General features: G+C 64.9%; 14 protein-coding genes. 3 read left to right on the top strand and 11 right to left on the bottom strand.

Annotation, left to right across the window (positions count from 1 at the left end; genetic code table 11):
* Window positions 1-129 precede the first annotated feature (129 nt).
* Together H535_RS0118455 and pcp are read right to left on the bottom strand one after the other, a co-directional pair.
* Window positions 130-1,611 carry a long-chain-fatty-acid--CoA ligase gene (locus H535_RS0118455; protein WP_026820710.1) on the bottom strand — a complete coding sequence of 494 codons (1,482 nt, stop codon included), beginning with the start codon at window positions 1,609-1,611 and terminating at the stop codon, window positions 130-132.
* 121 nt (window positions 1,612-1,732) lie between these two features.
* Window positions 1,733-2,404 (bottom strand): pyroglutamyl-peptidase I, encoded by a 672-nt coding sequence (gene pcp / locus H535_RS0118450; protein WP_035770140.1) that lies wholly within the window; start codon window positions 2,402-2,404, stop codon window positions 1,733-1,735.
* A 51-nt stretch (window positions 2,405-2,455) separates the two neighbouring features.
* Between pcp and H535_RS26575 the strand changes: the two genes are divergently transcribed.
* Window positions 2,456-3,538 (top strand): Rv2578c family radical SAM protein, encoded by a 1,083-nt coding sequence (locus tag H535_RS26575; protein ID WP_081416804.1) that lies wholly within the window; start codon window positions 2,456-2,458, stop codon window positions 3,536-3,538.
* On the opposite strand, the gene H535_RS26570 is transcribed toward H535_RS26575, so the two are convergent.
* The gene (locus H535_RS26570; protein WP_342667740.1) at window positions 3,535-4,050 is read right to left on the bottom strand and encodes a (deoxy)nucleoside triphosphate pyrophosphohydrolase; all 516 of its coding nucleotides are present in this window, start codon (window positions 4,048-4,050) and stop codon (window positions 3,535-3,537) included. The genes H535_RS26575 and H535_RS26570 overlap by 4 nt on opposite strands.
* A 209-nt stretch (window positions 4,051-4,259) precedes the next feature.
* Between H535_RS26570 and H535_RS26565 the strand changes: the two genes are divergently transcribed.
* Window positions 4,260-5,444, top strand: coding sequence for an MFS transporter (locus H535_RS26565; protein ID WP_425387299.1), 1,185 nt, complete (start codon window positions 4,260-4,262; stop codon window positions 5,442-5,444).
* Here H535_RS26565 and H535_RS0118430 read toward each other — a convergent pair.
* The 5 genes from H535_RS0118430 to infC all read right to left on the bottom strand — a co-directional run bounded on the left by H535_RS0118430 (window position 5,396) and on the right by infC (window position 9,190).
* Window positions 5,396-6,328, bottom strand: coding sequence for a cation diffusion facilitator family transporter (locus H535_RS0118430; protein WP_026820708.1), 933 nt, complete (start codon window positions 6,326-6,328; stop codon window positions 5,396-5,398). The two genes, H535_RS26565 and H535_RS0118430, sit on opposite strands and share 49 nt — an antisense overlap.
* A gap of 173 nt (window positions 6,329-6,501) precedes the next feature.
* On the bottom strand, window positions 6,502-7,419 hold the full coding sequence (locus tag H535_RS0118425) for a TrmH family RNA methyltransferase (protein WP_026820707.1): 918 nt from the start codon (window positions 7,417-7,419) through the stop codon (window positions 6,502-6,504).
* A gap of 9 nt (window positions 7,420-7,428) precedes the next feature.
* Window positions 7,429-7,821 (bottom strand): 50S ribosomal protein L20, encoded by a 393-nt coding sequence (gene rplT, locus H535_RS0118420; RefSeq protein WP_026820706.1) that lies wholly within the window; start codon window positions 7,819-7,821, stop codon window positions 7,429-7,431.
* A 104-nt stretch (window positions 7,822-7,925) separates the two neighbouring features.
* Window positions 7,926-8,120 (bottom strand): 50S ribosomal protein L35, encoded by a 195-nt coding sequence (rpmI, locus tag H535_RS0118415; RefSeq protein WP_026820705.1) that lies wholly within the window; start codon window positions 8,118-8,120, stop codon window positions 7,926-7,928.
* A gap of 110 nt (window positions 8,121-8,230) precedes the next feature.
* A complete protein-coding gene (gene infC, locus H535_RS26560; RefSeq protein WP_245580376.1) occupies window positions 8,231-9,190 on the bottom strand; it encodes a translation initiation factor IF-3 in 960 nt (319 codons plus the stop codon).
* A 185-nt stretch (window positions 9,191-9,375) separates the two neighbouring features.
* On the opposite strand from infC, the gene H535_RS0118405 reads away from it, so the two are divergent.
* The gene (locus tag H535_RS0118405) at window positions 9,376-9,771 is read left to right on the top strand and encodes a DUF1844 domain-containing protein (protein WP_026820704.1); all 396 of its coding nucleotides are present in this window, start codon (window positions 9,376-9,378) and stop codon (window positions 9,769-9,771) included.
* Between the two features lie 90 nt (window positions 9,772-9,861).
* On the opposite strand, the gene H535_RS0118400 is transcribed toward H535_RS0118405, so the two are convergent.
* The 3 genes from H535_RS0118400 to H535_RS29490 are packed head-to-tail and all read right to left on the bottom strand — an operon-like array spanning window position 9,862 to window position 11,704.
* Window positions 9,862-10,725, bottom strand: coding sequence for an SseB family protein (locus H535_RS0118400; protein WP_035770151.1), 864 nt, complete (start codon window positions 10,723-10,725; stop codon window positions 9,862-9,864).
* A gap of 7 nt (window positions 10,726-10,732) precedes the next feature.
* Entirely contained in the window at window positions 10,733-11,482 is a 750-nt protein-coding gene (gene priA / locus H535_RS0118395; protein WP_026820702.1) for a bifunctional 1-(5-phosphoribosyl)-5-((5-phosphoribosylamino)methylideneamino)imidazole-4-carboxamide isomerase/phosphoribosylanthranilate isomerase PriA, read from the bottom strand.
* A gap of 60 nt (window positions 11,483-11,542) precedes the next feature.
* Window positions 11,543-11,704: a hypothetical protein gene (locus H535_RS29490; protein WP_169728274.1), complete on the bottom strand. Its 162-nt coding sequence runs from the start codon at window positions 11,702-11,704 to the stop codon at window positions 11,543-11,545.
* Between the last annotated feature and the right edge of the window lie 12 nt (window positions 11,705-11,716).

The raw sequence follows: 11,716 nt of genomic DNA, 5'->3' as shown, positions 1-11,716 counted from the left end.
GTCGAAGTTGCGTCGGGCTTGACGCCAGTCTAATAGACATCGGCGCGGGCTCAGGCAACATGACTTCCCGGGGCAGTGGCGCGGACGGCCCGCCGGGCGCTGACGCCGCGGGGCCTGAAGCTCCCTGGTTCAGAGTTTGATGTCGCGCTTCAGGATCTTCCCCGTCGGCCCCTTGGGGAGTTCGTCGGCGATGACCACCCGTCGCGGATACTTGTAGGCGGCGACACGTTCGGCCACAAAGTCCCGGATCTGGTCTTCGGTCACCGCCGCTGCACCTTCCTTGAGCACGACGACGGCGACGACCTCCTCCCCCTGGGTGTCGTCCGGTTGGCCCAGCACGGCTGCCTCGGAGACGGCTTCGTGCTCGTAGAGGACTTCTTCGACTTCGCGGGGGTAGACGTTGTACCCGCCACGCAGGATCATGTCCTTCTTCCGGTCCACGATGAAGAAGACGTTGTCAGCGTCCATGCGAGCCATGTCCCCGGTGCGGAACCATCCATCGGATATGGCTGCCTCGGTGGCCTCCGGATTCCGCCAGTAGCCCTTCATCACGTACTCGCCGGCCACAGCGAGTTCTCCGACCTCGCCGGTCGGCACCGGGGCGCCGTCGTCGTCGACTATTCTCAGTTCAGCACCGCTGACCGCTGTTCCGATGGATCCGGGCTTGCGGATACCGTCGAGCTGGTTGAACGAGACCACCGGGGAGGTCTCGGACAGCCCATACCCTTCAAGCAGGGTGGCGTCGAAGGCGGACCCAAATTCATGCAGCACTTCGAGCGGCAGCGCCGCACCACCGGATGCGGCCACCCGCAAAGCCGACACGTCGTAGCTGTCCCGGTCAGGGACCCCCAGCAGACCGATGTACATGGTGGGAACGCCAAGGAAGATGGTCACGTGATCGCGTTGGAGAATGTCCATCGCCTTCACCGGGTCGAATTTGGGCAGGATGGTAAGAGTGGCTGCGGCCGAGACGGCGGCGTTAAGCGCGCAGGTCTGGCCGAAGATGTGGAAGAACGGCAGTCCGCCGAACAACACGTCGTCGGCATCGATACGGAACAACCGGCGGGACAGTTCGGCGTTGGAAAGCAGGTTGTGGTGCGTCAGCTCGGCGCCTTTGGGCCGGCCGGTGGTGCCGGAGGTGTAGAGGATGACCGCGGTGCCGGATGGATCCGCCGGTGCGACGTCGGCGATGGGCTCGTACTCCCCCAGCAGTTTGGCGAACGAGGCATCCATGCTGACCACGTCGATACCGCTGGCCGCGGCGCCGGCGCGAACCTGCTCAAGCACTCCCTCAAAGGCGAAAGCCAGCTTCGCGCCCGAATCGTCCAGATGATACTCAACCTCGCGGCCCTTCAACAGCGGGTTCAGCGGAACCACGATGGCGCCGTAGCGGAGGATTCCGTAGTACACCGCCGGCATGGCCGGGATATTGGGACTGACCAATGCCACCCGGTCCCCTGGCAGGATGCCGCTCGCCCGCAGCAGGCCCGCCACCCGCTGGCTGAGGCCGTCGATGACGCCGTAGCTCAGCTCGATGTCATCCATTTTGATGGCCACCTTATCCTGCGCCGTGGATGCGGACCTTGTCAGGATGTTTGCCAGGTTGGACATGGATGACTCCTTCGAGTGATGTCAGCTTCGTTGCCCCATAGAAGCATTCATACCGGCATCGTGCGCCTCGGCACAAGAGCCAACTGCTCCCCTTCTGCAAGCTTTCTGCTCCCGTTGTGGGTCAGTGCACGGCGCCGGCGGGCACCGGGAGGTCTTCGACAGTGCCCAGTGCCCGGCGGGCGATGACTTCTATGCCCGCTGCCGCCGTCGTCACCTCCATGGCCGGGATACTGCGGCCGGCGGCCTGTTCCGGCGAGGCCGGAATGTGGACGAATCCACCGCGGACAGCATCGCCACCGGGAAGGGCCGGGCCTTGCTCCCCTGCCAGCTCATGCATCAGGGCGTAGAAAACGTGGTTGCACACATAGGTGCCGGCCGACTGGGACACCTCAGCCGGAATCTGCCCGGTGGTGAGCCCGGCCAGGCATGCCTTCAGCGGAAGGGTGCTGAAGTAGGCTGCAGGTCCACCGTCCACAATCGGCAGATCAATAGGACGGGCTCCGGCATTGTCCGCAATAGGGGCATCATCGATATTCACCGCCACGCGCTCCAGACCGATTTTCGCCCGGCCGGCGGCCTGGCCCACGCAGATAATCAGCCCGGGCCGATGATTGTTGATTTCGGCCAGCAGCCTTCGTGCTGCCTCACCGAACACGCACGGCAGTTCGACGGCGGCCGTCTCGATGCCCGTTCGAGCCAAGGCTTCCGCCGCACCGCCGACGGCTTCGATTGAGGGATTGGTCTGCTGTCCATCGAACGGTTCGAAGCCGGTGAGCAGGACTGTTGTCGCCATGTCTTCGACAATACCCTTGCCCGGGAATCGAAACTATGTTCGAATATCATCATGAGGTGGAGCAACCAGGAAGAGGAATCCGGGCCGGAGCCGGCCCTGCTGCCCATGTCGGGGTTCCTCAGATCCGTCCAGACGCCGGATTTCGCCGGTGTGACGTTCCATGAGGTGCAGGCCAAAAGCATCCTGAACCGGGTCACGGCCACCTCCTCGATGCCGTTCGAATGGACCATTAACCCCTACCGCGGGTGCAGTCACGCCTGCGTATACTGCTTTGCGCGCAAGACGCACACCTATCTGGATCTCGACGCCGGGCCGGACTTCGACAGCCAGCTGGTGGTTAAGGTGAACGCGGGCCAGGTGTTGGCCGCCGAACTGGCCAAACCATCGTGGCGGGGCGCCCACGTGGCCATGGGGACCAACACGGACCCCTACCAGCGCGCCGAGGGCCGGTACCAGCTGATGCCTCAGATCATTTCGGCCCTGGCCGATTCGGGGACTCCGTTCTCGATCCTGACCAAGGGGACGCTGCTCGGGCGCGATATTCCATTGCTGAAGGAAGCATCCCGGCAGGTGGACATCGGCATGGGTATCTCGTTGGCATTGACAGACCCCTCGCTGGCCAAACGGCTCGAGCCGGGAACGCCGGCGCCAAAGGCCCGTCTGCAACTGGTCAGCCGGCTGCGGGACGCGGGCCTGCCCTGCGGTGTGATGGCAATGCCTATCCTGCCCTGGCTCACCGACGGCGACGAGGCGCTGGATTCGCTCTTCGCCCGGCTCGCCGCTGCCGGGGCGACCGGCGTAACGGCCGGGCCCTTGCACCTGAGACCGGGGGCCCGCGAGTGGTTCATGACCTGGCTGGCCAAGGAGCACCCGCAGCTGGTGGGGCGGTACCGGCGGCTGTACGGGCGCGGTGCCTACGCGCCCAAGGAATACCGGCAATGGCTGGAGTCGCGGGTGGCCTATTTCAAGAAGGTGCACGGTTTCAGCGGCGGCGCCCGGTTCATCCGGCAGGACCGGCATCGCGGCAGTGAACAGGACCGGCATCCCGGCGATGAACAGGCGCGGCGTCCGGGTCGGCACGGAGAGCAGCCCACGCGGCAGCCGGAGCGGAACCAGCAGCCCGCGCTGTTTTAGCCCGAACCTCCGGAGCGTCCCGCCGCATCAGCTGCCTCGCGGCCCGCCGCGGTGCCCGGCCCCTGCTGATCCCCACCAGCCAGTACGGACAGCAGAGCCGAGACGATGGGAAGGTCGGCCGGAATCCAGTCGAGGCCGAGGACATCGGCCCGGCGGTCAACGTCGACCCACAGCAGGCGATCGTGGTCCTCGAGTGGTTCGGGGCTTCCCGACACCGGACTGGCCAGCCACACCCGCATCGCCGCTGATTCATTGAGCGGCCACCCCTGGGCGTGTGGTCCGGGTATCTCCTGCCCCATCCGGACGGTGATGCCGAGTTCTTCGGCCAGTTCGCGCTGCAGGGCAGGCACGCATCCTTCGCCCGCCTCCACCTTGCCGCCGGGAAATTCCCACAGTCCGGCCAGCTTCGCCGGTGCGCTCCGCCGGGCGGCGAGCAACTGCTGCGGGCGTTCCAAGGAGTCGAGGAGGGCTGCCCCGACGATCTGTTTCAAAGGCGCATTGTTCCGGTTCACGCGCACGAGTCTACGCCGCTGCAGCGGTGTACAGCCGGCCCGGGCCGGTAATATGGGAAAGGAACAAATTCCGCCGGACGTTGTTGCACCCAGTGGCCCTCCTGTTTTCTATCTTCCCAAGGACGTCTATGTCATCTTCCGCGCACAGCTCTGCCGCGCCCTCCGCCCCGGTGGTGGGCTCTGTTGAACGGCGGCGCGGGTGGGTGGCCATGGCCATCATTGCCCTGGCGACCGGCGGGTTCGGCATCGGCACCACCGAATTCGCCATCATGGGGCTGCTCTCCGACGCAGTCGAGGAGCTTGAGGTCTCGCTGCCGCAGGGAGGCTACCTGATCTCGGCCTACGCCTTGGGCGTGGTGGTGGGGGCGCCGGTGCTGGCAATGGTTGGGGCCCGGTGGCCGCGCAAACACATGGCCCTGGCACTGATGATTTTGTTCACAGCCGCGAACGTGTCATCGTACTTCGCCCGGGATTACGAGTGGTTGTTGGTGGCCCGCTTCGTCTCCGGGCTGCCGCACGGCGCATACTTCGGTGTCGCGGCCCTGATTGCCGCCTCCCTGGTGGCGCCCACCATGCGGGCACGGGCCGTTGCCTGGGTGATGCTTGGGCTCTCCGTGGCCAACGTGGCCGGGGTGCCGCTGGCCACCTGGCTCGGACAGCAGTTCGGATGGCGGCTGATGTTCATCTTTGTCGGGGTGATCGGCCTGCTCACCATCGTATTGATCACCCGCTATGTACCCTTCGAACGCGCTGCCGCCGGCTCCAGCATGCGCACCGAGCTCGGGGCGCTGAAGCGTGGCCAGGTGTGGCTGACGTTGCTGATCGGAATTGTGGGATTCGGCGGATTCTTCGCCGTGTATTCCTATATCGACCCCACCATCACGCAGGTCACCGGTCTGCCGGGAGCGACGCTGCCACTGATTGTCGGGCTGTATGGCGCGGGGATGATCGCCGGCAACATTCTGGGTGGCCGCATTGCCGACCGTTCCGTGATGGGCAGCATCTATGTATGTATGACGGCAGTGGCGCTGGTGCTGCTGACCTTCAGTTGGGCGGTTCAGTTCGTCTGGCCCGCTGTGCTGATGGTGTTCCTGGTCGGCGCCTCAGGCGCCACCCTGATTCCGGCGCTGCAGACCCGGCTGATGGACGTCGCCGGAGACGCTCAGTCATTGGCCGCGTCGCTGAACCACGCCGCGCTCAACGTGGCGAACGCGCTCGGCGCGTTCCTGGGCGGGGTCGTCATCAGCGCCGGATGGGGCCTGACGGCTCCGGCCCGGGTTGGAGCGGCGCTGGCCGTCCTCGGGCTGCTCATAGCCTTTATCAGCGGACGACTTCAGCGGCGCACTCACGCCTCTGCCGCCGTTGAGGCCGAGCGGATATCCGGCTCCAGATAGATCACCCGCGCGATGGGCACCGCGTCGCGGATCCGGCGCTCGGCGGCGTCGATTTCGGCGGCGATGTCCTCGCCGGCGGCTGACCGGTTCACCGATATTTTGGCCGCAACCAGCAACTCGTCCGGCCCCAGATGCAGGGTCTTGATGTGGATTATCTGCGTGCCGGCCGAAGCAGTCAGCGCCTCTTCGATCTTCCGGACGTCTTCCCGGCTGGCGGATTCTCCCAGCAACAAGGATTTGGTCTCGAGCCCCAGCACGACCGCGATCATGATCAGCAGCAGGCCGATCATGCCGGTTCCCGCGGCATCCCAGATACTGTCACCGGTCATCAGGGTGAGGCTGACCCCGCACAGGGCGAACACCAGGCCCAGCAGTGCCCCGAAGTCTTCGAGCAGGATCACCGGCAGTTCCGGCGACTTCGCGGTGCGGATGAATTCCACCCAGCCCCGTTCGCCACGCACCTTGTTGGTCTCGATAATGGCGGTCCGGATGGAGAAGGATTCGGCGATGATCGCTCCGATCAGCACCGCCAGCGGTACCCACCACCAGAAGCCTTCAATGGGGTGCGGGTGCTGGAACTTCTCGTATGCTTCGTACAGTGCGAACAGGCCGCCCACGCTGAACAGCACGATCGCCACCAGGAACGAGTAGATATACCGTTCCCGGCCGTACCCGAAGGGGTGTTGAGGGCTGGCCCGCCGTTGTGACTTCTTGCCGCCGACCAGCAGCAGCACCTGATTGCCCGAATCAGCCACCGAGTGGATTCCTTCGGCCAGCATGGACGAGGATCCGGTCAGAATGTAAGCAATGAACTTGAACAGGGCGATGGTCATATTCGCCAAGAGCGCCGCGATGACCGCCTTTGTGCCGCCACTTCCTGCCATTGACAGCCACCTGCTTCCCAGAATCGAAAGTGTACCGGACCCGGTTGCCGCCCGGCGCCCGTGGAGGGCTGGTGGGGTCGAATGCGTCGGCACCACTGGCATCAGTATGCTTAGCTATCGGCCGATATTCAATGGCTTCCGGGCCGAAGCATCCGCCACGACGGTGGCGTCCGCTAGCGCCCGCGGCGTTGTGCCCGGGCGCTGGCGTACAGGCAGAGTGTGGCGGCAGTTGCCAGGTTGAGGCTCTCGGCAGCCCCATAGACCGGCACGGCCACGCTGTAATCGCACCACGAGAGTTCCTCCGGGCTGAGCCCCTGGGCTTCATTGCCAAAGACCCATGCCGCAGGAGCCTCCAGCACAAGTGGGGCTGTCTGATCGGCCGCGGTGTCCAAGGCTGCAGCAGTGTGCCGATGGTGCCGCCAGGCGCTGCGGTCCTGCAGGAGATCGAGGTCCTGGTCCCCCTGCCCGTCGGCGGCCAGCAGGGGCAGCTCGTGGTGCCGCAGCCGGGCGGTCAGCTGCTGGTAATCCTGTCCCAGCACGATGGGAAGGTGGAACAAGGACCCGGCTGTGGCCCGGACCGCCTTGGGGTTATAGACGTCCACGCTCGATGAGGTCAGGACGACCGCGTCGGCGCCGGCCGCATCGGCGGCGCGCAGCACCGTGCCGGCGTTTCCCGGGTCCCGCATGCGGCAGAAAACGGCCATCAGACGCGGACGGCGGACCATTACTTCGTCAAGCGTCAGGTCGATACTGTTGCACACAGCCACCACCCCTTGGGAGTGGACCGTGTCGGTCATGGCTGCCATGACCGGCTCGGTCACCAACCGGTACCCGGTGCCGGCCGAGTCGGCTCCGAATTCGCCGAAGCGGTCAAGACAGCTGCCGGTGATGTACATCTCGCTGATCACCGGCCGGCCGCCCGGTGCCGGGCCCTTCCGGTGGGCGGCCAGCGCTTCGCGGACCGCCTGCGGGCCCTCGGCGAGGAACTGCCCCCGCTTTAAACGCGCGGGGCGCCCGGCAAGCTTTGCCACATTCCTGACCCGGTCAGCCCGGGGATTGGACATTGCTTGCGGGCGCCCTGTGTCGCGCACGGTCTTCAGTTAGCTGGAGACGGCTGCGGCCGGTGCCGAGGTGTCCTCCGGCAAGTTGCTCTTGGAAAGCTGCACCAATGCGGAGAACGCAGTGGCGTCATGCACAGCCAATTCGGCCAGCATCCGGCGATCCACCTCAACCTCAGCGGCCTTGAGACCCTGGATGAAGCGGTTGTAGGTCATCCCGTTGGCCCGGGCAGCGGCGTTGATGCGCTGGATCCACAGCCGCCGAAAGTCGCCCTTGCGCTTGCGGCGGTCGTTGTAGTTGTAGACGAACGAATGGATGACCTGTTCTTTGGCCTTGCGGTACAGGCGCGACCGCTGCCCGCGGTAGCCGCTGGCGCGCTCCAGAATGACCCGACGCTTCTTGTGGGCGTTAACCGCCCTCTTCACACGTGCCACGTGCGTACTCCTTCAAATCGTTTCCCATCAACGGCACTGCGAACGTGCCTTGGGAAGGCTGTTGATAGATGCAGGACCGCCGGTGGCGGTCATGAGGGAAAGTTCTACTTACCCATCATTTTCTTGAGCTTCGGGGCATCTGCCGACGAGACAAGCTCGTCGCTGGCCAACCGCCGAGTGAGCCTGGAGGACTTGTGCTCCAGGTAGTGACGGCGGTTCGCCTGCTGGCGCTTGAGCTTACCCTTGCCGGTCAGCTTGAAACGCTTCTTAACGCCGCTGTGGGTCTTCATCTTCGGCATGACTACCGATCTCCTTACGTGTTGTCGCCGGGGCGCTGCCCCGGGATCTGCAGCCGTCCTCGCGGGACGGCTGACTGATTTCCAATAGCCGGACGGGCCGGTGCAGCCAGCTAGCTGTTGTCCGGCCCGCTCTCGTCCGAGCTGTTCCTGCCTGCGGAATCACCGGAGGCAGGAGCCGACGATTTGGGCGGCTTCGGCGCTGCGGCAGACTCATTGTCCTGCCCGGCCTCCGTACCCATCGACTTCAAACCTTCGGGCATCGTCTCCCCCACGCTCTGGGTCATGGGAGGTTCGCCCTTGGAGACATCGACGTTCTTTTTGCCGCCTTTCGACTCCTTGCCCTGGTTCTTATCCTGCTCTTTGCCTTGTTCCTTGCCCTGTTCCTTGTCGGATGCCTTCTGGGCACGCCGCGCCTCGGCCTTGGCTTCCGCCTTGTTCTTGACCGGCCCGATCACCATCACCATATTGCGGCCGTCGAGCCTGGGATTCGACTCAATGCTGCCCACGTCCGCGACGTCCTCGGCGAACTTCTGCAACAGCCGGATTCCCATTTCGGGACGCTGCTGTTCGCGGCCACGGAACTGAATCATGGCCTTGACCTTGTCTCCGGCAGACAGGAAGCGGCGAGCATGACCGGTCTTGGTCTCGTAATCGTGTGTATCGATCTTGAGCCGGAAACGCACTTCCTTCAGTACAGTATTCGTCTGGTTCTTCCGGGCCTCGCGGGCCTTGACCGCAGCTTCGTACTTGTACTTGCCAAAATCCATCAGTTTCGCCACCGGTGGCTTGGCCATCGGCGCGACTTCGACGAGATCGAGGTCTGATTCACCGGCCAGACGCAGGGCATCCTCGATCCGGACAATGCCTACCTGCTCGCCTGCCGGCCCAACCAGCCGCACCTCCGGGACGCGGATCCGGTCATTGATTCGTGGCTCGCTAATGTGTCGCTCCTGTTTACTCTGGAAATGGTCACCCCAGCATATGAAGAAGGCCTCCAATTGCTGACGCAATCGAAGGCCTGCCGGAACGGTGACAATACGGTCCGCGGAACCGAAGTCCGTCGCCCCCACAGGGACCACGGAAAATCACCGACCATACCCGGATACCTGCCATCCGCCGCCGGAACGGTGGAACGAGTAACTCAGGTGGGAAAGACTCCGCTTGCGCACTGGCTCCCGACCCTCCGGCGGTTCATCGGCATGATTCCGCACACGAAAGTATCGACACCCAGTTGGTCTGTGACAAGCTTACCATTATGACCTCCTCCGACAGTAATCAGCCCACCGGACAGGATCCGCACCACGTGTACGAAGACCCGGCCGTCCAGCAGGAAATCCGTGATATAGCCGACGTGCCGGCCGTTGAAGTCATTAACACCGCCGCCGTCCATTTGATGAGTGCCGCGGCCATCAAATGCGGGCTCGCAGCCAGCGAAGACGCCGCCGAGCTAAAGGACCTGGACGAGGCCCGGAAGCTGATCACCGCGCTCGGCGGCTTCGTCACCGCAGCCGCACCGGAAATCGGCAGCCAGCATGCCGGCCCATTACGGGACGGTTTGCGTTCGCTGCAGTTGGCGTTCCGCGAGGAATCGTCCCACCCGGACACTCCCGGCCAAGGCCCGGGTGAGAAGTGGACCGGCCCGGTCAACTAGGCTGTGCAGCCTAAGCAGCCTAAGTAGCCTGATCTTGTCGTCAGTTGCCGTCTTCGCCGGACATCAGGGCAGCACTGACTGCCGAAAGCCTCAGTGTTCCGGCACAGACGCGGCCAGCTTGATCTCGAGCGAGTCCACCAGATCGACGAATTCCTGATCCGCCGCCAGCCGTGTTTGCATTTCGGATACGACTGACTGGACCTGGCGTTCATCCAGACCTGGTATCAAGGTCACGTTGATGCGCAGTTCCGGTCCTGGGCCGCCGCCATGGACCGTGCGGCCGTCGCCCAGACTGGAAGCCACTCCGGAACCGGCCGTGACTCCCGCAGCGGTCACAGCCTGAAGATCCTCGACCGCGCGGCGCACTGCCTGCTGTACCTGGTCGTTTAGATAGGACGGCGTCCAGCGCAGCTGTTGAGCCAGGGACCAGGCCGCCGGACGCCGCACCACGAATGTCTGGGCTCCGCCAGGATCCACCACCATCAGCTGGGCATCTTCGGCGGCGGCCGACAGTGCAGCACGCGGAGCCACGACCGCTACCGGCCGCGCCTGCGGATGCCAACGCTCCAAGTCCGCCACGTTACTGAACACCGGAAGTGCCTTCCGCCCGTCCGGTGCCCGCAGGCTGACCATGGCCATATCCGATTCCTTGTCGTCGACCGGCGAATCAGCCTCGGGCGCGGCAGCTGCAACCTCGGCAACGATGGGGACGAACAGCCGCACGGTGGCCAGCTGCGCCACGACGTCCGCCTCGGTTCCGCGGCCGGCGTTCAGGGCCTCCAGGGTGCGCACGTACTCAGGGTCGCTGGCGCCGTCGTCGTTGCCGAACTGATGGACTGTTTCCCCGGTGGAGCTCAAGTCCCTTCCGGCCCAGGGCCGGTCCGCAGAGTCTGTCGCACCGCCGGAGGCAGCAAGCGCGTCGGCTATATGAGAGGGCAGTTTACGTTCCGACACCAGTGGATCAGTGTCCCGGCCGGCCCGCGGCCTCGAGCGCCTCACCCAAGGTGAAGGCGCCTGAATACAGCGCCTTGCCCACGATGGCCCCTTCCAGCCCGGCGGGGACGAGCTCGCGCAGGGCCACAATGTCTTCCAGGCTGGAGATGCCGCCCGACGCGACCACAGGCTTGCCGGTTTTGGCCAGCACATCGGCCAAAAGGTCCACGTTCGGGCCGCGCAACGTACCGTCCTTGGTCACGTCGGTGACCACGTAACGCGGGCACCCTGCCGCCTCCAGCCGGTCCAGCACCTCCCACAGATCACCGCCTTCCCGGGTCCATCCCCGGGCGGCCAGCGTGGTGCCGCGGACATCCAGCCCCACCGCGATGGCGTCGCCGTGGGTCGCAATGGCCCGTGCCGTCCACTCGGGATCCTCCAGCGCCGCGGTGCCGAGATTGACCCGGGCCGCTCCGAGATCAAGCGCAGCCTGCAGCGACTCGTCGTCACGGATACCTCCGGAGAGTTCAACCTTGATGTTCAGCTGCTTCACCACGCTGCCGAGCAGTTGACGGTTCGTTCCGCGGCCGAACGCCGCATCCAAGTCGACCAAGTGGACCCACTCGGCGCCGTCGTTCTGCCAGTTCCGTGCCGCATCCAACGGAGACCCGTAACGGGTCTCGCTGCCTGCCTCGCCCTGCACCAGGCGCACTGCCTGGCCATCAGCGACGTCGACGGCCGGAAGCAGCTGCAGGTGGGGGGACTCGCTGTGGTTCACGTCTGATACTCGACTTTCCGTCTCTGTTTGAACTGTGGTTGGTGGTTGTGCGCGCGGCGCTTAGCCGGATTCAGGCAGGGTGAGCAGCCAGCCGACCACGACCGCCATGGCCGCCACAATCCAGAAGGCGGCCACCAGCAACCGCGGCTTCTCCTGGCGGCGCAATGAAATAGCTCCTCCGGCAAGAAGCCCGGCGAGCCCCATCAGGGCGACTGTCCACATGTCTTTCTTCTC

Origin of the sequence: Arthrobacter castelli DSM 16402, assembly GCF_000430705.1 — a bacterium.
Lineage (GTDB): Bacteria > Actinomycetota > Actinomycetes > Actinomycetales > Micrococcaceae > Arthrobacter_C > Arthrobacter_C castelli.
The sequence above is the reverse complement of the archived record's forward strand: the minus strand, read 5'-3'. Positions and strand labels throughout refer to the sequence as shown.

What these genes read in the sequence shown, in the direction of transcription:
- H535_RS0118405 (WP_026820704.1), top strand. Translation starts at nt 9,376, where the DNA reads ATGACCTCCTCCGACAGTAATCAGCCCACCGGACAGGATCCGCACCAC.
- H535_RS0118430 (WP_026820708.1), bottom strand. Translation starts at nt 6,328, where the DNA reads ATGGCAGGAAGTGGCGGCACAAAGGCGGTCATCGCGGCGCTCTTGGCG.
- rpmI (WP_026820705.1), bottom strand. Translation starts at nt 8,120, where the DNA reads ATGCCGAAGATGAAGACCCACAGCGGCGTTAAGAAGCGTTTCAAGCTG.
- H535_RS29490 (WP_169728274.1), bottom strand. Translation starts at nt 11,704, where the DNA reads ATGTGGACAGTCGCCCTGATGGGGCTCGCCGGGCTTCTTGCCGGAGGA.
- H535_RS26565 (WP_425387299.1), top strand. Translation starts at nt 4,260, where the DNA reads ATGGCCATCATTGCCCTGGCGACCGGCGGGTTCGGCATCGGCACCACC.
- H535_RS0118455 (WP_026820710.1), bottom strand. Translation starts at nt 1,611, where the DNA reads ATGTCCAACCTGGCAAACATCCTGACAAGGTCCGCATCCACGGCGCAG.
- H535_RS26575 (WP_081416804.1), top strand. Translation starts at nt 2,456, where the DNA reads ATGAGGTGGAGCAACCAGGAAGAGGAATCCGGGCCGGAGCCGGCCCTG.
- pcp (WP_035770140.1), bottom strand. Translation starts at nt 2,404, where the DNA reads ATGGCGACAACAGTCCTGCTCACCGGCTTCGAACCGTTCGATGGACAG.